This is a genomic window from Aerococcus sp. UMB1112A, from assembly GCF_030230715.1.
GTDB lineage: Bacteria > Bacillota > Bacilli > Lactobacillales > Aerococcaceae > Aerococcus.
On record NZ_JASPDS010000017.1, the window covers coordinates 15,199 to 39,474 of the forward strand.

Consider the following 24,276-nt stretch of genomic DNA (forward strand, 5'->3'; position numbering starts at 1 on the left):
ATTAGAGATTAAATAAAGAACAAAAATTGGTTTCTCTTATGATAAATTTGGCTTAAGTATTTCTAAAGCGTTCAGTAATGTATTTTTTGATTGGAACAAATTTGCTCTTATTTTTTCAGCCGATTCTTGCGGAATAAAAGCTTCTTATTCTTTTGATTGGGATCGTTTGTAGCTTTCAAAAGCCTATCATGTCAGGCTTTAAGGGAAGGGGAGAGATGAAGAGAAAATCAGCTTGCTAGCAAGTCAATGGAGCTGGGAGGCAGCTTTATAAGAGATAAAAAAGCACTATGCTAAAGACTTTTCAGTAAGAGTTTTCGTTCTTAAAGAAATTCTTGACGAATGAACAGCAGTGGAATATGTTATATTATCGATTAGATATAAGTCAAGAAAGTTATAAGTGGAATAAATATAGAAGAGGTATTGAGTAATGATTGAAATGAAGGATATTGAATACGTAAAAGCCATCCATGAGCATAGTACCCTGACTAAGGCTGCGGAGAGTTTATTTATTACCCAACCCTCCCTTAGTATGTACATCAAGAATATGGAAGAACGTTTGGGCTACCATCTTTTCCAACGGGTTGGTAAACGTCTCGTTCTCAACTATGCCGGGGAAGAGTTCGTGAAGTATGGCAATGACATCTTAACCATGCGTGATGAGCTGGAGATGACCATGCAGACCATCAAGGATAAGAATTATGGCCGGATTCGTATTGGGATCCCTCTTATTCGCGGTTCTTATCTCATGCCACCCGTACTGCCCGAGTATGAGAAGCTCTACCCACGGGTTGAAGTGCAGTTAGTGGAAGAAACGGCAACCATCTTGGAAGATCGGATTATGAACGGGGACTGCGATATTATTATCATCAACGCCAGCAATGAGAATGCCAACCTGACCTATGACAAGATTGGTACCGAAGAAATCTTGGTTGCTCTCCCCCATGACCACCCTGCGGTCGCTACTGCAGTAGACAACCCGGATTCCAAGTATCCGATGATTGACCTAGCCGATCTTAAGGATGACCGTTTCATTGTGTCGACAAATGATACGAAGATTAGTCGGGAGATGGATAAGCTCTTTAACCAGGAACATTTCCATCCTGCACGTACTATCAAGACCAATAACATTCAAACAGCCGTTAACTTAACCATCCGGGGTTACGGGGTTTCCTTGGTTTATGAGAACCACTACCGCAATCTCAACCTGAAACAAGAGAATGCGCCGCGTCTCTTCTCTTTCTCCTGCCCAAGCTCTAAGTCCGATGTGATCATCGCTTACCGTAAGGGGATGCCCCTGCCTAAGTATATGGAAGATTTCATCGAATTAGCCAAGAAAATTTTCTCTACTGCCCTGCAGTTTAATTAATTTTTAAACTTTTTATAAGTAATATGACTTGTCATCCCCAGGGAAAACTAAGATAATAGCTCTATAGTAAACGATTTAGGGGGGCAAGTATGCGTCAAAATCTTACACGTCTTCTGGGAGTGGTCCTGATTGTGATTGGACTTTTCTTCCTTGGCCAGCACTATATTAGTGGCTATCAGATCCAACAGAATCAAAACGACGTTGCCATTGAGAATATGACGGCCGATCAGTTGAAGGATAACCAGGCCAAGGACGCGGTCTTTGACCATAGTGAAATCCGCAATGTGAGTGAGAAGGAAGTTCGTGAATCACGGGAGCGGATTAAGAATGGTTATGCTGATGTGAATGTCATTGGTGCCTTGGCCATGCCGGATGCCGATGTTAAGGTTTCCATTATGAAAGGGCTGAGTGAGGATGTGCTCTTGTCAGGGGCAGGTACCTTCTATCCCGACCAGAAGATGGGGGAAGGGAATTACCCACTGGCTAGCCACAATATGAATGTAGTCCAAAAAGGCCTCCTTCTCTCACCAATTGTTGATAATGCTCAAGTGGGTCAAAAGATTTATATGACCGACTTGGAGAAGATTTACGTCTATGACACTTACTTTGTCGAAGATGTGCCACCGACTCGAGTGGACCTGGTCGACCCCAAGCTCTTGGATCCCGAGACCCAGAAGCCAATTATTACCCTGATGACCTGTACGGATGATGCAACAGAACGTCGGATTGTCCAAGGTCGTCTTGTGGAGACCCAGGATTTCAGCCAGGCTAGTCCTGACTTATTAGCACTCTTTGAGAAGGATTAGATTATACTTTAGCCTCAGCTTAGCTGGGGCTTTTTGTTTGGAATTAAAGTGTGCCAGTGAGCATGCCTTGCGCTTTTGAATTTAGCTATTGAATGAAGAAGGATCAAAAATAGTTTTCGCCGTTTTTTAATACTAGTAAATGGGAAAGCGAAAAACTTGGATTAGTGAGTTATGCTATAATTGATTGAGATAAATTTTTAAGAATTCTATAAGTTAAGAAGGAGCGTTGAGCTTATAAATGAAGAAATATGTGTTTAGTTTACTCGCGCTAGTTTGCCTAGGAGCCTGTCGTCCTGCAAGCACGGAAGAGGGAACGGGCCAAGCTAGTCAAGCAGAGACGGTGAACAGTGAAAGTTCTAGTCTTGTTAAAGAGGCATCGTCTCAGCTGTCAGAAAGTAAAGGAGCCCCTAAGGCGTCCCAGAAAGCAGCTGAGCTAGAGTCCTATGAAACGGTCTTGGCTGACTGGCGCCAGGCTTTGGAGGCGGGGGAAGCTAAGCCTGGTATCGATTCCCACCAAATTCAAGTCGATCCCCAGGTCATGTCCTATACCTTATACGACATTAACCAAGACGGTCGGTCAGAGCTCTTGATCTATAACCATGACCAAGAAAACTTGATTCAAATTTACAGCCTAGCTGGCGATCAAGCCCAAGCTCTCTTCGATGACCCATCGATTGGCTATCGCAGTCAGTTGAGTCTGCTTCAGAATGGTGAGATTCTCCAGGAAGGGTCAGGCGGAGCGATGGATCATGTCATTCAACTTTTCGCCTTGGATGACCAAAGTTCCCAATTAGACGAGTTGGGAGAGATGCGAATCAAGAAGATGGAAGATGACAGCGACAAGGTGGTCGCCCAAGAAGGTCGGCTCAGCCCAGAAGTCTATGAGCAAAGTAAGGGTCAAATAATTGATTTATCCAGGCTAGACTTCAAGCCTCTGATGGCATCAGGGCAGGGACAAGAGGCGCAAGAGGAAACTAGCGGGTCTGCTGACTATCCTTATGCGGTTGATGCGGAAGATCTGGCAGGGACCTACATTAGGGGAAATGGTTTTCTAATTAATGGGGGCATGGGGCGGATGACCATCTACCCCGATCAAAACTTGCTCGTCTTCCACCAGACAGCGGTCGATGGGCGAAAACAAGAAAGTCGCTTCCGCATCCGTATTGACCAGGTGCCTACCCAGACCATCCAGACTTTTCGTGAAGGCCAATCTTGGGATGACTTAGCTGAAATTAAGGTCAATACGGCTATCTATTTAGAAGAATTTCTAGGAGGGGATGAGGCACATGCGGATAAGGAAACGAGTTACAACGGTGACACCTTCTATGCCTACCGTCGAAAGACCGGTCAGTTAGCCGTCTCCAACCCAAATTATTATGTGGAGTCGCCTTATAAGACTTCAGATATTTATCTAGAATACACTGAGGAATAAAGAAGGATAAAAGGAAAGCGGCCCCAGTCGACTTGTAAACGCCGACTGGGGCCGCTTTTGTTTGTGTATTTTAGGTCTGCCTGGCTTTAATCACACTTTAAGAGATCATCAAAGCCTTTGGACAGGAAGGGACGGAAGTAGTCGGTTTGGAAGTCGAGGGCTTCTTTGGCGACGGTGGCTAGGCGGGAATCCTGGGACTGGAGGAAGTGGCGGATCCAGTGGAAGTACCAGGTCTTGTCGGCCTGGCCTTGGAATTCTTCGAAGAGTCGGGCTAGTTGCTCGGGACGCTGGACAGCGATAAAAGCGGCATTGGCCCGGTGGTAGGTTCGCATAGGTGGGGCGGGCAGGGCAAAACCCCGGGATTCGAAGTGTTGGATAAAGTAATCGAAATTAGGGGCGAGGTCCATCCACTGGTCAGTTTCCAGGTCCCGGTAGCGGACGCTAGGGGTTTTGGCTAGGCCGCGCTGGTCACGTTCCCGCTTGTCATGGGGGTCATAGTCCAGGAAGACGATTCGGTCGCCATCTTCATAGATAATTAGGCTGCTTTTAGGCAGACTATCCCGGTGCTTGAACTGGTCTTGGAAGGCCAGACTAGGAATGAGATAGTCCTTACGAACAGCTTGGGGAAGCAAGCCAGCCAGGTAAGGGATATAAACGGCGCTCAGTGAATCTGAGGTGGGGGCAGAGGTGGGATAGTAAGATTTTGAGGTATAGCCGCCATTCTGTTGGGTGAGGAGTTGGTGGTAGCTAAGCGGCAGGTCCTCTACCATAATCTCCCCGTAGAGGGGGCTAGTGGGCAGGTAGGTGAGTTGTTGTTTTTGGAAGGCTAAGCCAATCAGATGCATGTTCTTCGCTCCTTTAAATACGTACAGTCCCTCCCATCTTAATATAAGCAGCTAAAGAAAGTAAAGCTTGAGATCTATCCTGGCTTGTGTTTTTAGGCTTTTTAGTTAAAGCTTATAGTTTTTTGTGGGGGGAATATGCTATCATTAAGGGGTATGATAAGGAGGTGGGGACGTGATTGAGAATTATATTTATATCTTAGTAGATGAGGTATCCAACCATGTGTTATCGCGCGGTTTGGGCCTGGCCTACTTGCAGCGCAGTATGAAGAAGAAGCCACAGAACTTACTGGTTCTATCCTGCCAAAAAGATTATGGCCAAGCGGATGACCATACACATTTTAAGCTCATCCGGGGCGAACGGAGTGTCCAAGATTTCTTAAGTGGGCAGAGTCGCTTAGCTTTTCCAGATACTAAGTGGGTGGATTATTATTCCCAAGAACTCCTGCACCAGCTAACACCAGGTGAAATTGCAGAACTATTGTATTTAGGCCATGTGAACCGCCACTTGCACTCGCCATTCTTCTATAAGTTGCAAAATAATTATGTCTTCCTGCCCATGGCCAATGGGATCTTGAAGACTTACTACCGGGATGTCAAGGAGTTTTACTTCCAGCTGGCCAATGTGATTCGCGACAAGCTCTTGGCCCAACGTCCTGAGCGCCGTTCCTTGTTCGGCTGGCGGTCACATAATCCCGGCGAAGAGGCGAAGATTCCCTTGCCTCCCATGGCAGTCATGCAGGAAATCCGTCCGCTTTTAACGGAAGGGGTTATCTTTGACTTTAGTCAGCTCACTTGGCGGGAGGACCAGGCGATGGCGATCCCTCTCCTGTTAGCGGAAGACCAAGTTGATGATATTCTTCAACGCAAGCAAACCGTTCTTTTAGCTAAATTAAGCTATTCAATGAAAGATAAAAAATGGGCATTTGAGCGCATCGCGGATGCCAACCTATTTGGAGGTTAAATTATGAGAATTGTACTACTTTATGGTGGGGACAGCGCGGAGCATGATATATCCGTCTTAACGGCTGCTTCCATCCTCAAACATTTGGATTATAAGAAGCACCAAGTTCAGCCTGTCTTTATTGACCGGGAGGGGCAGTGGATTGCTGGTGAGCTGCTTGAAGAATACAGCCTCAGTGAGGATAGCATCCTCTATCTCGAAGCCAGCGACCAACAACACTTCTACCGCCAAGGTGAAGCTGAAATTTCTCAAGGGCTTGCTGTTGTTCCGACCGATGTTTTGACCAAGGATAGCCTGGCCTTCCCTGCCCTGCATGGACCGAATGGGGAAGATGGTACAATCCAAGGCCTCTTTGAAGCACTGAATGTCCCTTATACCGGGGCAGGTGTCCTTGCTTCAGCGGCAGGTATGGATAAGATTATCTCCAAGCAACTCTTCCAACAAGCTCAGATCCCTCAGGTGCCTTTTGTTGCTTTGACTAGCTACCAGTATGAGACCGAGCGCAGCGAAGTAATTGCCCGCATTGAGGGGCAGTTAGTCTATCCTGTCTTTATCAAACCTGCCAATATGGGGTCTAGCGTAGGAATTACCCAGGCCCAGGACCGGGATGCCTTGCTCCAAGGCCTAGAAACAGCCTTCCATTATGATACCCGGGTAGTGGTTGAACAAGGGATTGAAGCTCGGGAAATTGAGGTGGCTGTCCTCGGTAATGAAGAGGTTCAGGTCAGCCAACCTGGTGAGATTGTCAAGGACCAAGGTTTCTACGACTATGAAGAGAAGTATATTAACAACAGCATCGAGATGGCGATTCCAGCCGACCTCCCAGAGGAAAGCGCCCAGGCTATCCAAACCTACGCCAAGAAGGCTTATTTAGCCATTGATGGCTCAGGCCTCACCCGCTGCGATTTCTTCGTGACCCACAATATGGATATCTATATCAACGAGGTCAATACCATGCCTGGCTTCACCCAATTTAGTATGTATCCTTCTCTCTGGGCAGCTTCAGGCTTGTCTTATGAAGACTTGCTCGAGAAATTACTTAACCTGGCCCTAGAGCGCTTTAATAAAAAACAAGGACTAGCCAACCAATAGGATGTGTGCCATGAAAAAATTAGCCTTAAATGAAATTGCTAAAGCTGTCCAAGGACAGGTCCAAGCAGAAGACCCCGACGCGGTCTTGCTTGACCATGTTGTTTTTGATGCTAGACAAGCCCAGCCTGGGAGCCTCTTTGTTCCCTTAACTGGGCAACGCGATGGCCATGACTTTGCCCAACAAGCCCTAGACAATGGGGCGGTGGCTGCCTTTTGGTCCAAGGATCCAGCCCAGGCTCCTGCCGGCTTGGCCTTAATCCAAGTGCCCGATACCCTGGCTGCCCTCCACGATTTGGCAGCTTACTACTTGTCTTTGGTCCAAGCTAAAGTCGTGGCGATTACCGGTTCATCCGGTAAGACGACCACCAAGGACATGACAGCGGCCTGCCTATCGGTGGCCTACCGGGTCCACAAGACCCAAGGCAATTATAATAATGAAATTGGTGTTCCGATTACTATCTTAGAGATGCCAGAAGAAACGGAAGTCCTTGTTTTAGAAATGGGGATGTCTAATTTTGGTGAAATCCGTGAATTGAGTCTCCTAGCCCAGCCCGACCTGGCTGTGATTACCATGATTGGTGAGGACCACCTGGAATTTCTGAAGACCAAGGCCAATATCGCCAAGGCCAAGCTTGAAATTTTGGACGGCTTAAAAGAAGGGGGCAGCTTCATCTATCCTGGGGAGGAAGAGCTGATTACTTCTCAATTAGGGGATATTCGAGAAGACATCGAAACCCTGTCAGTCGGTTTAACGGAAAACCAGGATATTTATGCTCTGGATATTATTGTGGACCAGTACCAGACCCAATTCAGCAGCAACCTGTCACCAACCGTTCAGTTGATAATTCCGGTTTCGGGCCGTTATAATGTTGTGAATGCCTTAGATGCCTGTGCGGTCTCTTACCGCCTGGGCCTGTCGATTGAACAAATCCAGGAGGCCCTGGCTAATTTCCAAATGACGGCCAATCGGACAGCCTGGATCGAAGGCATTAATGAGAGTCAAGTGCTGGATGATACTTACAATGCTAGTCCTTCAGCGATGAAGGCTGTAATTAGTAACTTCGTCCAGGTTCCGCGGGCAGGTGATGCCCAACAAGGGCGCAAGCTCTATGTGCTGGCTGATATGTTAGAACTAGGACCAGATGCAGGCCAGCTCCATGCCAGCGTAGCGGATGTCTTGACTCTTGAAGACCAGGATCAGGTCTTACTCTATGGCTTGGAGATGGAAGCTCTCTATGAGCGCCTCCTAGCTGCCGGTCAAGCCCGGCCAGACCAGGTGCATTATTTTAAAGAAGATAAAGCGGCCCTCATTGCTTGGTTGGAAGACCATACCCGCCACTATGACCAGATCCTGGTGAAGGGGAGCCATGGGATGGGGCTTTTGGAAGTAGTTGAAGCCCTCCGCCGCCCAGATATAGAAAGCCAAGCTAAAGAAGATTAGCTCAGCAGCCTCTGTCTCGCCACACAGCCCTCGACAAGCTGCCCAAAGAAAACAGTCGACTGGTCGGCTGTTTTTTTACTAAAGGAGTAGAATGACTCCTACAAATATAATCCTTAAGAATGAAATACGGAGGAATGGAATGAAATTTACAGAAATGGGCTTGAGCCCGCAATTATTAAAAGCTGTCGATAAGATGGGCTTTGAAGAAGCCACACCTATTCAATCAGAAACGATTCCCTATGCCTTAAAAGGACGGGATGTCCTGGGCCAGGCACAGACGGGGACGGGGAAGACGGCCGCTTTTGGCCTTCCCCTCTTAGAGAAGATTGATCCCTATGCTAAGGAAGTTCAAGCCTTGGTTATCTCGCCAACCCGGGAATTGGCTATCCAAACCGGGCAAGAACTCTACCAATTAGGTGAAGAGAAACGGGTCCAATGCCTGACAGTTTACGGCGGTAGCTCGATCCAACGGCAATTACGCCAGTTGGAGAAGAAACGGCAAGTGATCGTGGGGACGCCTGGTCGTTTGCTTGACTTGATTCGTCGCGGGAAGTTAGACTTGTCCCACATTCAGACCCTGGTTCTCGATGAGGCGGATGAGATGCTTAATATGGGCTTTATTGATGACATTGAAGCGATTATTGCTAAGACGCCAGCCGACCGGCAAACTCTGCTCTTCTCGGCGACCATGCCCAAGGCCATCCAACGTATTGGGGAGCAATTTATGCAGGATCCGATCCAGGTGAAGATCAAGGCCCAAGAGATGACGGCCGACCTAATCGACCAATACTTTACTCGCTGTCGGGAGAGTGAGAAGTTCGATGTCTTGACCCGCTTCATTGATGTCCAAGATCCTGTCCTAGCCATTGTCTTCGCACGGACCAAGCGTCGGGTGGATGAAATTTCGCGTGCCCTAATTGAGCGCGGCTATACAGCAGAAGGCCTCCACGGGGACTTGAATCAAGACAAGCGGTCCATGTTGCTCCGACAATTTAAAGATGAGAAGCTGGATATCTTAGTGGCAACAGACGTGGCAGCCCGGGGCTTGGATATTTCTAATGTGACCCATGTCTATAACTTTGATATTCCCTTGGACCCCGATAGCTATGTCCACCGCATTGGTCGGACGGGTCGGGCAGGCCGCCAGGGGGTTTCAGTTACCTTTGTTGGCCCAAATGAATTAGGTTACTTAAGAACCATCGAAGACCTAACCAAGAAGAAAATGATGCCCCTGCGTCCACCATCGGCTAAGGAAGCTTTCAGCGGGCGGATCAACCAGGCCTTAGAAGAGGTTAAAAAGCTGACCGAAGAGGCCGATCCTTCTTACTACCAAGAAGCCATCGACTACCTCTCCGCCCACTACAGTACGGACCAATTGGCCCTAGCAGTCCTCAGCAGTTTAACCAAGGATCCTAATGAGGTTGAGGTTCGGATTACACCGGAACGGACTCCGCGCAAGAAGTCGGGCGGACGCAAGCGCAAGGGGGCGAAGCGAGGCAATCATAAGCGGTCTTACCAACAACACGATAAGAAGGGTAAGAAGAAGTCCTACCAAGGCTCCAAGGACCATCCAAAAGGCAAGAAGCGGGGCTCACGGAAGAAAGTCTCCTTTGATATTCGCTAGGAGGCAAGCTGTATGATTATTGGAATTGGCACGGATTTAGTTGAAATCAAGCGGATTGACCAGGCTTGTGCTAAACAGGGCGACCGCTTCATTCAGCGGGTTCTAACAGAAGAGGAAAGCGCGGTCTACCAAGCCTTCACTTCTTCTCAGCGCCAGGCGGAATTTCTAGCGGGGCGCTGGGCAGCCAAGGAGGCCTGTGCCAAGGCTTGGGGGACGGGTATCTGTAAAGAACTTTCTTTCCAGGACATGGCTATTTTGTCAAATAAAAGCGGTCAGCCCCAGCTCTTTTGTCTTAAGATTCCTTACGCTATCCATCTCTCGATTACCCATACTGCCCATTATGCCAGTGCTTATGTGGTCATTGAAGACCGAAGACCTGAACTTAATTAAAAACAATAATTGTTTATCGTAAAGATTGAAAAATAACGTATCGAAAGCCTTAGCTGAAAAGGCTTCGATGCGTTATTTTATTTTTAATTATAAATACTAAAACCAACAATTAAGCTGGACTCGGCCTGATTAGTCGCTTTTGCTGCTTAGTTTGTTACAATAAACTTAAGAAAAAACGGAAGGGACCGAAATTATGATTGAATTTAAGAATGTCAGTAAGGTATACCCAGGCAATGTCCACGCCTTAAAAGATGCGAATTTGACCATCCAAGACGGAGAGTTTGTCTGCTTTATCGGCACCTCAGGGAGTGGGAAGACGACGGCTCTGCGGATGATCAACCGTATGCACGATCCATCCGAGGGGGAGATCCTTATTGATGGTCAGGCGACCACTTCCATGAATGCAGTCGATATGCGGCGCAAGATCGGCTATGTGATCCAGCGTATTGGGCTCATGCCCCACATGACTGTCTATGAAAATATTGTGACTGTCCCCCGGCTCTTGAAATGGGACGAAGACCGCTGTCGGACGGAAGCGGAGAAGTTGATGAAGCGGGTAGAACTTCCCCTCGACTATCTGGACCGCTATCCGAGTGAATTATCCGGTGGCCAGCAGCAGCGGATCGGCGTTATCCGTGCCTTGGTGGCTAATCCGAAGATCGTCTTGATGGATGAGCCTTTTGGGGCCTTAGACCCAATCACCCGGGATGCCCTGCAAGAATTAGTTAAGGAATTACAGCGGGAATATCACAATACCTTCATCTTCGTGACCCATGATATGGACGAGGCCTTGAATCTGGCTGACCGTATCGCCATCTGGGACAAGGGGAACTTACTCCAGTACGACACCCCAGAGGAAATCTTGCGCCATCCAGCAGATGATTATGTGAAGAGCTTCCTGGGCGAAGACCGGCTCTTTGAAGCCAAGACCCAGTATATCCAAGTCAAGGATGTCATGAATGACAAACCCCTGTCCATCAGCATGGGCCAGTCGCTCAGTGATGCCTTGACTCTCATGCGGGACAGCCATGTGGACAGCCTCTTCGTGGTGGATGACCGCAAGCGGCTCAAGGGGCAGATCAGCATTGAAAATATTATGAATGCCAGAGATATGGAAGCTAGCGTGAGTGATGAAATGGTCAGACGTCGGGGCGTCCAAGAAGATGCCCTCGTCCAAGATACCATCCAGCGCATCCTGAAAGCCAAGGTGCAAAACGTGGCGGTTGTTAACCGTGAAGGACAATTGACGGGGATTGTGACCCGGTCTAACCTGGTCAATATTGTCTATGAAGTAATCTGGGGCGAGACGAAAGCGATTGAAGGAGTTGAGATCTAATGGCAAACTTCCTAGCTGAAAACGGCCAAGAACTCATTAATTTGACCCTTCAACACCTGCTCTTGTCGGTGGTTTCTCTAGCCTTGGGGATCTTGATTGCGGTGCCTTTGGGGATTCTTCTCTCCCAGCACCCTAAGATCGCAGGGGGCGTCATCAGTGTGGTCGGCGTCCTCCAAACCATTCCTACCCTGGCGCTCTTGGCCTTGATGATTCCTATTTTTGGGGTGGGACGTTTGCCCTCCATTGTGGCTCTCTTTATCTATTCCCTCCTGCCCATCCTCCGCAATACCTATCTGGGGATGACCTCGGTTGACCCAGATCTCTTGGATGCTGCCAAGGGGATGGGCTTGACGGCCTGGCAGGTTATTAAGGGTGTCCAGCTCCCTCTCGCCATGCCGGTGATTATGGCAGGGATTCGTTTGTCAACGGTCTATGTGATTGCCTGGGCCACTCTGGCGGCCTATATTGGCGGTGGGGGCCTTGGTGAAATGATCTTTAACGGCCTCAACCTCTACAAGCCAGACCTGATTATTGGGGGAGCGATTCCGGTCACCCTGATTGCGGTTTTGGCAGACCTTTTGATGAATTATCTGGAAAAACTAACCCAACCCCAAACGACCTCGAAAGGAGCTGGTGAAGATGCGTAAATTCTTAAAGACAGCCTTCACCCTGGGGCTGAGTCTATTCCTATTAGCAGCCTGTAGCCTACCTGGACTCGGGGCTTCGACTTCTGAGGATGAGATTGTTATTACGGGCGGTATGTCGACCGAGATGCAGATCCTCGCCTATATTGTGGAAGGCATGTCCAACCACTATATCGACGTGCCAACCAAGGTGATCTCTAACCTCGGCTCCTCTTCCCTCAACCACCAAGCCCTGATGAAGGATGATGCTAACGTTTCAGCGGTCCGCTATACCGGAACCTCGGTAACTGGGGAATTGGGGATGGAAGCCATCACTGACCCTGAAAAAGCTGCAGAAACAGTAGTTAAGGGCTTCGACCGCGAATTCGACCAGAAATGGTATCCTACTTACGGTTTTGCCAATACCTATGCTTTCATGGTGAGCCGGGACAAGGCTGAAGAATTAGGACTGGAAAAAGTTTCTGACCTGGCCCAATATGCGCCTGATCTAAAGGCAGGGGTGGACTCTTCCTGGTTGAGCCGGGAAGGGGACGGTTATGAAGACTTCAAGCGGATTTATGGCTTTGATTTTGGCCAGACGCTACCTATGTCGATTGGCTTGACCTATTCAGCGGTAGCCAATGATGAAGTGGATGTCATCTTGGGTTATTCAACGGATGGGCGGATTATTTCCGAAGACTTAAAAGTTTTGGAAGACGATAAACAGCTCTTCCCACCCTATGATGCCAGTCCTGTTGCAACCTACCATATCCTAGAGGTCCATCCTGAACTAGACAAGGTCTTACATAAGTTAGAAGGGACCATCACTGAAGAAACCATGCAGAAATTAAACTACCGGGCAGATAACTACCTCTTGGAACCCAAAGTGGTTGCTGATGACTGGTTGAAGGCCCATAATTATTTTGAAGACAAGGCACCTGAATTAAAGCCGATTGAAGATACTGTGGGGGGTGACTAAGATGACCGATATGACACAATTAAGTCTATTAGAACAGCTGAGCGTCTACTACCAGGAAAACCTGAGCTATGTGGTGGGACAGTTCGGCCAACATTTCTTGATGGCCATCTACGGTGTTCTTTTTGCGTGCTTGGTCGCCATCCCACTTGGCTTCTATATTGCCCGCCACCATCGCTTGGCAGATTGGGTACTTGGTTTGGCCAATCTCATCCAAACCGTGCCCTCACTAGCTATGCTGTCCGTTCTGATGCTGGCTATGGGATTAGGGAGCAACTTGGTGGTCTTAACCATTTTCCTTTATTCCCTCCTCCCCATTCTCCGCAATACCTATACGGGGGTCCGCAATGTGGACGCCGATATTATTGACGTTGGGATCGGTATGGGGATGACCAAGCTCCAGATTGTCTATAAGGTCGAGCTTCCCTTGGCTATGTCGGTGATCATGGGGGGCGTCCGCAACGCCTTTATTACAGGGATTGGGATTGCCACCATCGGGACCTTCGTTGGGGCAGGGGGTCTGGGTGATATCCTTTTCCGCGGGGTCAATGCCTCAGACGGCACGAGTATTATCCTCGCTGCTGTCATCCCCATTGCTCTCATGTCGATTGTTGCCGATTGGGGCTTAGGTCGGATCGAAAAAAGTTTAGACCCTAGCCAAAGATAGGAGAATGCTGTGGACTATCATTTATTAATTAAAATATTTAGTATTAACTTAGTTTATATCATGCTAAATACCATGCGCCTCTTGCTCTCGATGAGAGGCTATCGTTTCCCGGCCTCCTTCTTGGCGGTGATTGAGATTACTATCTATGCGATCGGTCTGTCTATGGTCATGCAGTACCTGGACCAGCCGGCTTATCTTTTCGCTTATGCCCTAGGTTTTGGGGTGGGGATTTATTGCGGGATGCTCTTAGAGGATAAGATTGCCCTCGGTTATGCTGTGATCCAGATCTTCATTGCCAGTGACAACCATGCCCTGGCTGAGGAATTGCGGAACCGCGGCTATGGGGTGACGGTCCAGTCGGGCTACGGCCGGGACGGGGATCGCTTAATCCTCACTATTCTGACGCCCCGGTCAACTGAGCGGAAACTCTGCCGGACCATTGAAGAAATTGACGACCGGGCCTTCTATATCTCTTATGATGCCAAGTATATCCACGGTGGTTTCTGGACCAAGCGGGTGACCAAGCTGCGCGTCCAACGTGCCCATGAGGCTCTGGAAGACCAAGAACCCCTGGATCCTCGGACAGAGCGGGTGAGTGAAGACGAGTTCGTTAATGATGAGATAAATAAGCTATAAGCATATGATAAAAACCAGAGAAGGCTTCTGAGCAGCTCTGGTTTTTTTGTGGTGAAGTGAGACTAGTTAGTCGAGCTTGCAAGGCTCATTCGGAAGTCTTGAATGTGGCATAAAGTTTAGTAAGCCAGACACGCAGACTGTTATTAGGTGTTAGCAGTCAGCAAGCCACGATCTTTGTAGTTGGGGTCGCAGTTGCAGACTTGAAGTGACTTCCCCCAATCGGAACGTTCGGCTGAAGCCGCTCTTATCCGTTTGAGCTCCATTCATTCAAATCTAAGCAAGTCTCACACCCTTGGTCTTGTCAAAGGGGCATAATTTCGCTATGATAAGTTCTGTGTTGTTCGAAACCCGCCAACATAAAAAAACTATGGGAGGAATTTTTATGCAAAGTAAACACAATCAAGCCCTGGTGGTTAATGCCTTAATCGCTGCGCTTTATGTCGCCTTGTATTTTGTGGCCCCGCAATTCGCTTATGGGCCGATCCAATTTCGTGTGTCGGAAGGGCTCAACCACTTGAATGTTTACCATAAGAACTACAAGTGGGGTGTCGTTCTGGGCGTTTTCTTGTCAAATTTCTATGGCTTTATGACGGGCCTGGGTTGGTATGATATTGTCTTTGGGACTGCCCATACCTTGCTTAGTTTCTTACTGTGCGACTGGGTCTATCGTTACCTGAAGACAGATAAGCAGAGACTCGCCGCAACGACTCTGATTTTTTCAATGATGATCTTTATTATCGCTTTTGAGCTGAACTTGGCCTTTGAATTGCCTTTCTGGGCGACCTACGCTTCTCTCTTTGTCAGTGAAGTGATTATCCTAGCTTTAACCGCTCCTCTGATCTATTTGATCAACAAACGATTATATCTTGCTAAAATGTTTAACCATTAAAAATAAAGAAAGACACGCTGGCTAGGCGTGTCTTTTCTTTATGGTTGATGCTGCGCGAGGCAAGTTTGCGCAGGCTTGAGGAATGTCTTATTTTTTGCTTTGGACAAAGGCATCGTAGTCCTTGCTGGCTTGGTCATGGTCTGACCAGGCGGGGACATAGGTGCCATTGGAAACAGTTTTGATGAAGTCTGCCGTGTCTTGGCTTTGGAATTCATTAACAACCTTTTCTAGGATGGGGTCATCGGCCCGGTCGCGTTGGGCGACAATGCAGACCTTGTAGATATTAGGCGTGTTTTTAGGATCTTCCACATAGATAGCTTGGTCCTGGCTGATACCGGCATCTTGAGCGATGGAAGCCCCTGTAATCATTAGATCAGCATCTTCCAGGCTGCGGGCGATCCCGTCTCCCTTCATCAGGATAAATTGAATATTCTTAGGGTTTTCGGCAATGTCATCCAGGGTCTTTTGCCCTTGACTATCTTTAAGCTTAATTAAGCCGGCACGCTCGATTTCCTGGAGGCTGTGGTCTAAGTTGACAGGGTCATCTGGGATGGTGAATTTAGCGTTTTGAGGCACGTCTTCAACTGACTGGATGTCGGGATTGGCAGTGTAGATGCCGATCGGTGGGATATAAGAATAACCAATGGGGACTAGGTCAGTATTATGGGATTGGTTGAATTCGGCGAGGAAGGGGATGTATTGGAAGACATTGAGGTCGATGTCATTTTCGGCAACAGCCATATTAGGTTGCACCCAGTCTGAAATGAGCTTGACCTCTAAATCGATTCCCTCCTTCTCCTTGAGTCGTCGGGCTGTATCCTGCCAGACTTCCTGGCTGAGCTGGTTGGAGACAGCTAAACTGACCTTCTTATGCTCACTTTCAGCAGTTTTCCCTTGTTGGCCACACGCTCCTAAAAAGAGGGCCAGAACGGCTAGGCCTAAGACCAAAGCCTTGCTTCTTTTCATCACAATCGACCTTTCTGTCTGTAGATTTATTGTCTCTAGTTTAAGCCCTTTCACAGGTCCCTTCAAGCTTAAAAGGAACAATCGATAGTAGTGACCCAGCTAAAAGGGGATAAAATCAAGCTGTATCAAAAAATAGAACAAATTTTGTTTCTTAAAAAGTACAAAATATGTATCATAATAAGCAAAAAAAACTGCGCACTGACTGGCGCAGTTTTTGCTTATCAGATATTTTAGCGGCGGTTGGCTAAGATTGCAGCATTCTCTTCGACACGCTTCTTATTCAATGGATAGAGGAAGTAGAGAGAAAGGGCGAGTAAAATCGCACCAATAGCTGGGGCTAGGCAGGTGATGTTGTAGATGCCCTGGGTAACCTCAGGCTCGAAGGCTGTGGCTGCAGAATAGCCGACGAGGGTCAGTAACCAACCGGCGAGACCAGATGAGGCAGCTTGACCCATCTTACGGGCGAAGGAATAAACGGAGTAGATCATACCGTCTGACCGTTCATGGGTTTCCACTTCGGTTTGGTCGATAACATCAGTGATCATGGCCCAGGTAATCAGCATGAAGCAGCCGATCCCAGAATAGGCTAAACCATAGAAGACAACAAAGACCCAGGCATTTGAAATTTGTAAGAAAAAGGCCAGAAGCAATACCGCAGCGGTAAAGAGAGCAGCGTAGATGCCCAATTCTTTACGGCCTAATTTGCTGGAGAGTTGGACCACAAAGGTGGATAAGATCAGGGTTGCTGCTGAACCAACAAAGGTTGCGGCGGCTTGGGCTTGGGTATTCCCGAAATAGTTAGGGAAGACGTATGGAAGCATGGCGCTTAAGGTTAATTGGGTGAGCAGTAGGCAGATGGAAGAAATGACAATACCAATCAAAGCCTTGTTAGAGGCCAGTTGATGGACCATATCAATGAAGTCGAAACGCTCGGTTTTCTGTTCGATTTTCACCCGTTCAGTTGTCAGCTTGTAGCAGAGAGCATAGCAGATGACTGCCAGAATTGAACACACAGCTGCAGCAATTGCCATCCGGGTCCCTGAAAGTACTTGGGCGCCACTAGGATCGTTGTAGTAAACCACGAGTGGGAGGACAACCCCGATGAAGGTTTGGGCTAGGGTAGCGCCAATGGTTCGCCAGGTGGATAGTTCAGCCCGGTGCTTAGGATCTGCGGAAATGGCTGAAGCCATCGAACCAAAAGGAATATTGATGGAAGTATAGAAGACAGATCCCCATAAGATGTATGTGAAGATCATCCATCCGATCTTAAACCACATAGGCATATCCTGGAACCAGCTCGCATACATAAGGAAGGAAGCTAGAGCAACGGGCCCAGCCATGCGGCGGATCCAAGGTAAGAATTTACCTACTGGAGTCGGTTTCGTCCGGTCAACAATCTGTCCCATGGTCATATCTGTGAAGGCGTCCACAATCCGGGCACCGGCCATAATCCCGCCGACGATCCCACTGGATACCCCCATAACGTCAGTGTAGAATTTCATCAAGAACATTGATGAAAGAATAAATGTAAAGTCGTTCCCGAAGTCCCCAAACATGTAGCCCAGTTTGTCGGACATTCCGAACGGCTTGGTGGCTGTTCTTTCTGCCACAATAATTCCTCCTTTAAAACAAAAATAAAATTAAAGCATTTGTCATTATAAGAGAAAATAATAGCTTTGAAAAGGGATTTTGATCAAACATGTGAAATTGGCAACAAATTCTGAGAATTGTCAGGGTATAAGATGCAATTTAAAGAGTTGTTTCACATTTATTTAATGCTAAAAAGACAGTTATGGTAAGGCTTACAAAATATATTTGTGAAAAATCAATCGATATACAATATTGTTCGAATTGTTTGGAAACGGCACCATTGATCGAGGAGGGGAGGATTAGCGCTTACAAAATATAAGCTATTGACCAGGGCTAGAACTTGCATCTTTTGCTCCAGAGGTTCACTTCTACCCGCGCGCCCTCACACCCTGGAATAAAAAAGCACCTCCATAATGAAGGTGCTCTTATCTATTGAATAGCTGCTTATTTAACTAAGGAGTTTTAACCGCGGCGTTCAGCTAGGATTGCTGAGTTGTTTTCTACGCGTTTCTTGCTTAATGGGTAAATGATTAATAAGGATAGAGCAGATAACAAGAAGGCAATCGCAGGAATAGAGGTTGCGGCGCTATATAGTTTATCAATAACTTCCGCTGTTTGAACTTCTGCTCCTGATTGGTAACCGATAAAGCCTAAAATCCAACCTGCGCTGGCACCGGCAAAAGCTTGACCAATCTTACGGGCGAAGGAATAGAAGGCGTAAACCGTACCGTCGTCCCGGGTGCGGGTTTGGACTTCGATATCATCGATAACGTCAGTGATAATGGCCCAGATAATGGCATTGAAGATACCAAAGCCTAGGTAACCAATAGTTGAAATCACGATATAGGTCCACATACTTTCAGTGTGCATGAAATAAAGAACAGCGAAGGCGGCGGAACCGATTGAAACGCCGAGAATACCAACTTCGCGTTTCCCTAAGGCTTTAGCAAGAGCTGGCGCAATCGGTGCACCTAAGAGCAAGATGGATAATGGATAGATCACGTTAACTGTAGCTAACATGTCAGCATTTTCAAAGTAATTGGCAAAGAGGTAGTTGTTCATTTGGCCGATGCCTAATTGGGCAAAGATGAGGAAGAGGGCGGCAAAGATAATGCCCCAGAGTGAACGGCTCTTCAGTACCTTACCGAATGTACGTAAGGTTCCCATTAGTGAGCTATCAGGATCGGAAGGAATCTCTACCCGCTCAGTTGTCATGCGGTAGCAGAAGAAGTAGAAGATAAGTCCCAATACTGAGAACACCCCAGCTAGGATGGTGAAGGTAGCGTCTGTCTTAACGATGTTGTTTTCGTAAATCATGAGGGGCACAATTGCACCGATAGCTAATTGGGCAATGGTTGCGCCAATGGTCCGGAAGGTAGACAGGCTAGCCCGGTGGTCGGGATCAGATGTAATGGCAGATGCCATAGAGCCATAAGGAATGTTAATGGCCGTATAAGTGAAAGATCCCCAAAGTAGGTAAGTGATGTACATATAAACAATCTTGAAGGTCATGGACATGTCTTGGAGTCCTGTTTGGTACATCATAAAGCTGGCTAGGGTTACAGGAATAGCAATCCGGCGAATCCAGGGTTTGAACTTCCCTTCGCTGGTTGGCTTGGAGACGTCAACAATCCGTCCCATGGTCACATCTGTGATGGCATCAACGAAGCGAGCGGCTAGGAATAAGTTCCCGACTGTTGTTGGGTTAATTCCCCAAACTTCCGTATAAAAGACCATCAGGAACATACTTTGTAAGATAAAGGTCATGTCGTTGGCTAAGTCCCCGAACATGTACCCCAGCTTATCACGCATGCCAAATGGTTTAGCATTTGTATTCATTTTTATAATTCCTTTCTTCATAACAAGTTTATACACTTAGAGAATAAATAATGGCAAGTGCATAAGAATAATAATATTTTCCTAAGTAAAAACTGCCTCCTTCTCAGTTGCTTAAGCGCTATCATTAATAGATAAAAATCAATAAATAGAACTAGCTAATTGCCAGTAAGAGTATTATATAAAATTTACTAAGTAAATGAAAGCCCTTTTAGGTAAAAAAATATGGAAAAAACATTTCCCGTTCAGTTTTCTTGCAAGGAAAGAGGAAAAGAGGGGCATATCGCTATCTTTTCGGGTCAGCTAGCTTATAAAATTATCATCAAATGAGAACATTATTGTCTTTTATGAGGGGAGGAGACAGGGAAAATAAAATAGAAAGCGCTTTTAAAAAAGCCCTTTCATTTTGGAACGGCTTGTGCTATAATTTTTATTGAGCAGTCGAAAGATTGCATCATCCTTTCATTTTTGTTTTTTCCTTTTTCATCTTTGCCAGCTTTGGCAAAGATGTTTTTTATTATTAAAAAAGCCGAGATTAAATCCCGACTTTAGATAAAAATATATACAAGTCATGAAGGAGGCTGGGACAAAAGTTCCGGCCTCCTTTTAAATAGCAAACATTTTTCAAAAAACTGCTCCAAAAGTCAGGCCTGATCGACTTTTGTCACACTCTCTTCTAGTGAAAAGACTTATTTCTGCTAACTTGTCCTAGTTTCTAGCAAACTTTTATTTGGATCCTGATTGATCGTTTTGCTCGCCCCGGCGTTTGGCTTGGGCGTCTTTTAGTTTTTGTGGGGTGACATCGGTCCCTTCAGGATCGACCACCTTGGTGTTCATGAGGACAGACCGGAAATTTTCCCGGAATTGCTTGAGGTATTGGCTCCGTAATTTTTCTTGTTCGGCTGCTTCTTCTTTGGTAAGCGTGCCTTCTTTTTTCTTTTTGGCTAATTCGTTGATACGTGGTAGTAATTCGTCCATGCTTAAACCTCCTTGTGTAGACTTTCTTCCAATATACTGGCTCCTGTCTGAAAATGCAATTCTTTTGCTTCAAGGGGATTTTCGTGCCTTTAGCAAAATTTGGTAAAACTTAAGCCCTTAATATGGTAGAATAAAAAAAGAAAAATAATTAAGAAGATGAGGGGAAAACATGATCCATTCAAAAAAACTTTGGTGGGGACTAGCTGGCGGCTTAGCTGCGGTCTTAGTCCTCGGTGTGCTTGCTTATAATGTCTTTTATGCGGCTAACTTCGGTGAGGAAGGAAGCGATACGAGCTATGAAACGGTTAAGGTAACGGAACAGGAACCGGTGACAGTTGATGGGAAGGCGAAGTTGAAGACCGACGATGCCTATTACTATAGCCGTGAAAAAGGAGACTTGGGTATTGTGAATGTTGCTGATGGCCAGCGGGTTAACAAGGGCGATGTTCTTTTCTCCTACCAACAAGCTGAGGCCCAGTATAAGATTGACGATACCAAGCGTCAACTTAACCGCCTCTATGACCAGCGCAACCGCCTGCAGAACCAGGCAGCCAGTCCCGTGGCCAGTGTCAACCAAGCCCTCGTAGCTAGTCCCTTAGTTTCGGGCCTTGGAGCCTATGTTGCGACACCCGTGAACTTATCAGGTGCTGGCGTCAGTGAGGGACAAGCGCCAGCTGCAAGTGACCCGAATTGTCCACCAGCTGTTAGTGGTCAAGCTGGCCAAGCAGCTATCCCAGGTGCAGGTAGTGACCAGGCTGTAGCGAGTCCGGGACTAGCGGGTCAAGCAGGGCCTGAAGCGGGAGAAACAGTGCCATCTGGTCTAGAAACAGGAGGCCAAGCAGGTGGCATGGGAGATCTTCCGGCGGCTGGTGGTCAAGCTGGTGTGGATGAACAAGTTCGCCAGCTCAACCAACAGATTGAAGACTTGGAGATCCAGCTCAACCGGGCCCAAGCCCAGACTGATAACCAGGTCAAGGCGCGGACGAGCGGTAAGGTCATCTATGACGCCAAGGGGATTACAGATTCGACTGTGCCTCTGGTGCGGATTATCAGTGACGACATTTCTGTGACTGGGACCGTTGGCGAGTATGACTTCTACTTGCTCAAGGATGGACGCAAGGTAGACCTGACTGTTCCAGCTAGTGGCCAAAAGACAACGGGTGAAATCATTAGCTATGAAAACTTGCCAGCAGCTCCTGGCGAAGCCCCAAGTCTTGGTGGAGATGCAGGTGCTGCTATGGCCGGTCAGGCTGCACAGGCTGCTGGGCAAGGAGGCGAGAGTCAATATCCGTTCACTGTTAAAGCTAAAGACAAGATCCAACCAGGCTTTAGCACTAAAGTTCACTTCAAATTACCTGGCTTTGTCCTCCCTAAAGAAGCCATTATAGAGGACAAGGGTAAGTCTTATGTCTTTGTCTACCGCGATGGCAAGGTTAAAAAAGTCGAAGTCACGACTGCCAAGCAAGGCCGCCAAGAAGTGGTAACCAAGAATATCAAGGCAGGTGACGAGATCATTAAGAATCCTGAAGGCCTCCAAGATGGCCAAGAAATTGAATTGGCTGAATCAGCAGACAAAGCTGAAGCAGAAAGTAAAAACTAGGAGGCAGGGGCCATGGTAATTGAACAATCCAACCTTGGCCAGGCATTAGACCAGGCCGAGCCTTTATTTGAACTCAAAAATATCAACAAGTATTACGGCGAAGGAGAGAACCGTGTCCATGTCCTGAAAGATGTGAACTTATCCGTCTATGACGGGGAATTTATTACCGTCATGGGGCCCTCTGGATCGGGGAAGTCCACTTTGATTAATGTGATTGGTTTTTTGGATAACCAATTCGAAGGCTCCTATCTCTTTCATAATGAGCCGCTTAAGCAGCGGACGGACCAGGAAGTCTCGCATTTGCGCAATAGCTATGTGGGCTTTATCTTCCAGAGCTTTAACTTAATCCAAAATATGACGGTCGCCGATAACGTTCGGCTGCCCCTGCTCTATAGTGGCTTGAGCACCGGACAGACCCATGAACGGGTCCAAGAAGCCTTGGAACGGGTAGGTTTAGGAGACAAGGGCAAGTCCAAACCCTATGAGTTATCGGGTGGTCAGCGCCAGCGGGTGGCCATTGCTCGTGCCCTGGTTAACCGACCCAAATTTATCATCGCGGATGAACCGACCGGGGCCTTGGATACCAAGACCTCGCGGATGATTATGGATATCATTTCTTCTCTCCACCGCCAGGAAGGGGTAACCATCCTGATGGTCACCCACGATCCGACCCTCCAGGAATATGCGGACCGCCACATTACTATTGTGGATGGGGCTATTCATTCAGATGGAACAGATATCATCATGCCCCAAGCCTACGAACAATTAATGGCAGGCGGCGTTCCAGCGGAAGGAGGGGACTAGATGCGTTTTAGCGAAATATTAAAGTCATCCCTGGCGACCATGCGGATGAACGGACGTCGGACCTTCCTGACCATGATTGGTATTGTCATCGGGATTGCCGCGGTTATTACCATCATGAGCCTAGGGAATGGTTTTCAAAAAGAAACGATGGATTCCCTGACGGATGATAAGGAAGGCCGGGTGAGCCAGAATTTACTCTTCCAACCGACTGATCAGAACTTCGATGCCTCGAAGACCAAGGTCTACACCCCACAAGATATCCAATTGGTCGAAGATTTCGAGGGGGTCAGCGAGGCCAAGGTTGACGATGAAGACAATGGTATGCCGACCAATGTGACGGTTAAAATAGGCAAAGAGACCAAGTCCCAACCGGTCCGGCCTTTTAAGGAAACATCTGATAACTTGGTCGCTGGCCGTAATTTGAATCCAAGTGATTCAGAAAGTTATGCTCGTAATGTTCTCATCAGTCAGAACTTGGCTGAAAAATATTTTGGTCAGGCAAAGGAAGCTGTGGATAAGAATCTCAACATTAATGGTAAGAACTTTACGATTGTGGGTGTCTTTGACAGTCAGGGACCAGCCACGAATGAGAGCGTTGGCGCCTTCTCGATCAGCACTGGACCTGAAATCAAGATGCCAGCGAAGACCATGGAGATCTATAATCTGATTGATCGTGGCAGCCTGTCCCTCAAGGTTTATTTTGAGGAGGGGGTTGACTCCAAGAAGATTATGGATGACATTGTCGATAAGCTGAATTCAGAAGGCAGCAAGATGCAGAAGGGCCAGTACATGTTCTTCGATATGTCTAAGATGCTGGAAGGAGTCGGGGATACATTGAATATGGTGACCTACTTCATCTCGGCTGTTGCCGGAATTTCCCTCTTGATTGCAGGGGTTGGGGTCATGAATATGATGTATATTTCAGTCTCTGAACGGACCCAAGAAATCGGTATCCGCCGCTCACTCGGAGCCACCCAGTCCAATATCCAAAAACAATTCCTCTTTGAAGGCATTGCCATCACTACAGTCGGAGGGGTGGTCGGTTACATCCTCGGTATCCTCCTGGCCCACCTCATCGCCAGCTTCCTACCCTTCGGCGCCTCCGTCGACTTCGGCACCGCCTTATTAGCCGTACTAATCTCTGTCCTCATCGGTATCGTCTTCAGCGTCTTCCCAGCCCGGGCCGCCGCCCAGAAGAACGTCGTTGATATTTTAAGGTAGGGTGTGAGCAAGAGCGCTTAGCTTTGGATGCTTGGAGTAAGCTGGAATAAGGGCAAGCCCTGCTTGCACGTTTCCAACTTGCGAAAGCACTCTAAAGCTGCTCTTGCGAACCCGACTGGATAGGGTGTGAGCAAAGGCGGTTAGAAAGGGATGACTGGAGGCAAAAGGAATAAGAGCGGCTCTCAGCCGATCGTTTC

22 protein-coding genes are annotated in these 24,276 nt (G+C 47.5%); 17 read left to right on the forward strand and 5 right to left on the reverse strand.

What is annotated here, in order from left to right; all coding sequences use genetic code 11:
* The first annotated feature begins 427 nt into the window (after positions 1 to 427).
* The 3 genes from QP860_RS08575 to QP860_RS08585 all read left to right on the forward strand — a co-directional run bounded on the left by QP860_RS08575 (position 428) and on the right by QP860_RS08585 (position 3,604).
* Positions 428 to 1,366 carry a LysR family transcriptional regulator gene (locus QP860_RS08575; RefSeq protein ID WP_083294314.1) on the forward strand — a complete coding sequence of 313 codons (939 nt, stop codon included), beginning with the start codon at positions 428 to 430 and terminating at the stop codon, positions 1,364 to 1,366.
* 89 nt (positions 1,367 to 1,455) lie between these two features.
* Entirely contained in the window at positions 1,456 to 2,172 is a 717-nt protein-coding gene (locus QP860_RS08580; RefSeq protein ID WP_284878948.1) for a class A sortase, read from the forward strand.
* 238 nt (positions 2,173 to 2,410) lie between these two features.
* On the forward strand, positions 2,411 to 3,604 hold the full coding sequence (locus QP860_RS08585) for a hypothetical protein (RefSeq protein ID WP_070617247.1): 1,194 nt from the start codon (positions 2,411 to 2,413) through the stop codon (positions 3,602 to 3,604).
* An 86-nt stretch (positions 3,605 to 3,690) separates the two neighbouring features.
* Here QP860_RS08585 and QP860_RS08590 read toward each other — a convergent pair whose 3' ends face one another.
* Positions 3,691 to 4,449, reverse strand: a complete 759-nt coding sequence (locus QP860_RS08590; protein WP_284912568.1) for an SMI1/KNR4 family protein — start codon at positions 4,447 to 4,449, stop codon at positions 3,691 to 3,693.
* A 172-nt stretch (positions 4,450 to 4,621) separates the two neighbouring features.
* Between QP860_RS08590 and QP860_RS08595 the strand changes: the two genes are divergently transcribed.
* The 11 genes from QP860_RS08595 to QP860_RS08645 all read left to right on the forward strand — a co-directional run bounded on the left by QP860_RS08595 (position 4,622) and on the right by QP860_RS08645 (position 15,084).
* The gene (locus tag QP860_RS08595) at positions 4,622 to 5,410 is read left to right on the forward strand and encodes a hypothetical protein (RefSeq protein WP_070617243.1); all 789 of its coding nucleotides are present in this window, start codon (positions 4,622 to 4,624) and stop codon (positions 5,408 to 5,410) included.
* 3 nt (positions 5,411 to 5,413) lie between these two features.
* Positions 5,414 to 6,502 (forward strand): D-alanine--D-alanine ligase, encoded by a 1,089-nt coding sequence (locus tag QP860_RS08600; protein ID WP_070617241.1) that lies wholly within the window; start codon positions 5,414 to 5,416, stop codon positions 6,500 to 6,502.
* A 10-nt stretch (positions 6,503 to 6,512) separates the two neighbouring features.
* Entirely contained in the window at positions 6,513 to 7,943 is a 1,431-nt protein-coding gene (locus tag QP860_RS08605; RefSeq protein ID WP_284912569.1) for a UDP-N-acetylmuramoyl-tripeptide--D-alanyl-D-alanine ligase, read from the forward strand.
* Positions 7,944 to 8,082: 139 nt separating this feature from the next.
* Positions 8,083 to 9,567 (forward strand): degradosome RNA helicase CshA, encoded by a 1,485-nt coding sequence (gene cshA, locus QP860_RS08610; RefSeq protein ID WP_070617238.1) that lies wholly within the window; start codon positions 8,083 to 8,085, stop codon positions 9,565 to 9,567.
* A gap of 12 nt (positions 9,568 to 9,579) precedes the next feature.
* On the forward strand, positions 9,580 to 9,957 hold the full coding sequence (acpS, locus tag QP860_RS08615) for a holo-ACP synthase (RefSeq protein WP_070617237.1): 378 nt from the start codon (positions 9,580 to 9,582) through the stop codon (positions 9,955 to 9,957).
* 193 nt (positions 9,958 to 10,150) lie between these two features.
* Positions 10,151 to 11,293 carry an ABC transporter ATP-binding protein gene (locus QP860_RS08620; protein WP_070617235.1) on the forward strand — a complete coding sequence of 381 codons (1,143 nt, stop codon included), beginning with the start codon at positions 10,151 to 10,153 and terminating at the stop codon, positions 11,291 to 11,293.
* A complete protein-coding gene (locus QP860_RS08625) occupies positions 11,293 to 11,940 on the forward strand; it encodes an ABC transporter permease (RefSeq protein ID WP_284912570.1) in 648 nt (215 codons plus the stop codon). Before QP860_RS08620 ends, QP860_RS08625 begins: the two co-directional genes overlap by 1 nt.
* Positions 11,933 to 12,895 (forward strand): osmoprotectant ABC transporter substrate-binding protein, encoded by a 963-nt coding sequence (locus tag QP860_RS08630; protein ID WP_284912572.1) that lies wholly within the window; start codon positions 11,933 to 11,935, stop codon positions 12,893 to 12,895. Before QP860_RS08625 ends, QP860_RS08630 begins: the two co-directional genes overlap by 8 nt.
* Position 12,896: 1 nt before the next feature.
* Positions 12,897 to 13,559, forward strand: coding sequence for an ABC transporter permease (locus QP860_RS08635; protein ID WP_070617230.1), 663 nt, complete (start codon positions 12,897 to 12,899; stop codon positions 13,557 to 13,559).
* Positions 13,560 to 13,568: 9 nt separating this feature from the next.
* On the forward strand, positions 13,569 to 14,195 hold the full coding sequence (locus tag QP860_RS08640) for a DUF2179 domain-containing protein (RefSeq protein WP_070617228.1): 627 nt from the start codon (positions 13,569 to 13,571) through the stop codon (positions 14,193 to 14,195).
* 382 nt (positions 14,196 to 14,577) lie between these two features.
* Positions 14,578 to 15,084, forward strand: coding sequence for a QueT transporter family protein (locus QP860_RS08645; protein ID WP_284912574.1), 507 nt, complete (start codon positions 14,578 to 14,580; stop codon positions 15,082 to 15,084).
* A gap of 87 nt (positions 15,085 to 15,171) precedes the next feature.
* Here QP860_RS08645 and QP860_RS08650 read toward each other — a convergent pair whose 3' ends face one another.
* From QP860_RS08650 to QP860_RS08665, 4 genes are all read right to left on the reverse strand, one after another.
* Positions 15,172 to 16,050: a MetQ/NlpA family ABC transporter substrate-binding protein gene (locus QP860_RS08650; protein ID WP_070817320.1), complete on the reverse strand. Its 879-nt coding sequence runs from the start codon at positions 16,048 to 16,050 to the stop codon at positions 15,172 to 15,174.
* A 230-nt stretch (positions 16,051 to 16,280) separates the two neighbouring features.
* On the reverse strand, positions 16,281 to 17,660 hold the full coding sequence (locus tag QP860_RS08655) for an MFS transporter (protein WP_210382785.1): 1,380 nt from the start codon (positions 17,658 to 17,660) through the stop codon (positions 16,281 to 16,283).
* 442 nt (positions 17,661 to 18,102) lie between these two features.
* Positions 18,103 to 19,479 carry an MFS transporter gene (locus QP860_RS08660; RefSeq protein WP_083294313.1) on the reverse strand — a complete coding sequence of 459 codons (1,377 nt, stop codon included), beginning with the start codon at positions 19,477 to 19,479 and terminating at the stop codon, positions 18,103 to 18,105.
* A gap of 723 nt (positions 19,480 to 20,202) precedes the next feature.
* Positions 20,203 to 20,454, reverse strand: a complete 252-nt coding sequence (locus QP860_RS08665) for a DUF896 domain-containing protein (RefSeq protein WP_067974425.1) — start codon at positions 20,452 to 20,454, stop codon at positions 20,203 to 20,205.
* A 169-nt stretch (positions 20,455 to 20,623) separates the two neighbouring features.
* Here QP860_RS08665 and QP860_RS08670 point away from each other — a divergent pair, with 169 nt between their 5' ends.
* Genes QP860_RS08670 through QP860_RS08680 form a run of 3 tightly spaced genes read left to right on the forward strand, consistent with a single transcriptional unit; the run spans position 20,624 to position 24,079 of the window.
* Complete coding sequence (locus QP860_RS08670; protein WP_070617219.1) at positions 20,624 to 22,054, forward strand: biotin/lipoyl-binding protein; 1,431 nt, start codon at positions 20,624 to 20,626, stop codon at positions 22,052 to 22,054.
* Positions 22,055 to 22,066: 12 nt separating this feature from the next.
* Positions 22,067 to 22,858 carry an ABC transporter ATP-binding protein gene (locus QP860_RS08675; protein ID WP_070617217.1) on the forward strand — a complete coding sequence of 264 codons (792 nt, stop codon included), beginning with the start codon at positions 22,067 to 22,069 and terminating at the stop codon, positions 22,856 to 22,858.
* The gene (locus tag QP860_RS08680; protein ID WP_284912576.1) at positions 22,859 to 24,079 is read left to right on the forward strand and encodes an ABC transporter permease; all 1,221 of its coding nucleotides are present in this window, start codon (positions 22,859 to 22,861) and stop codon (positions 24,077 to 24,079) included.
* The last annotated feature ends 197 nt before the right edge of the window (positions 24,080 to 24,276 follow it).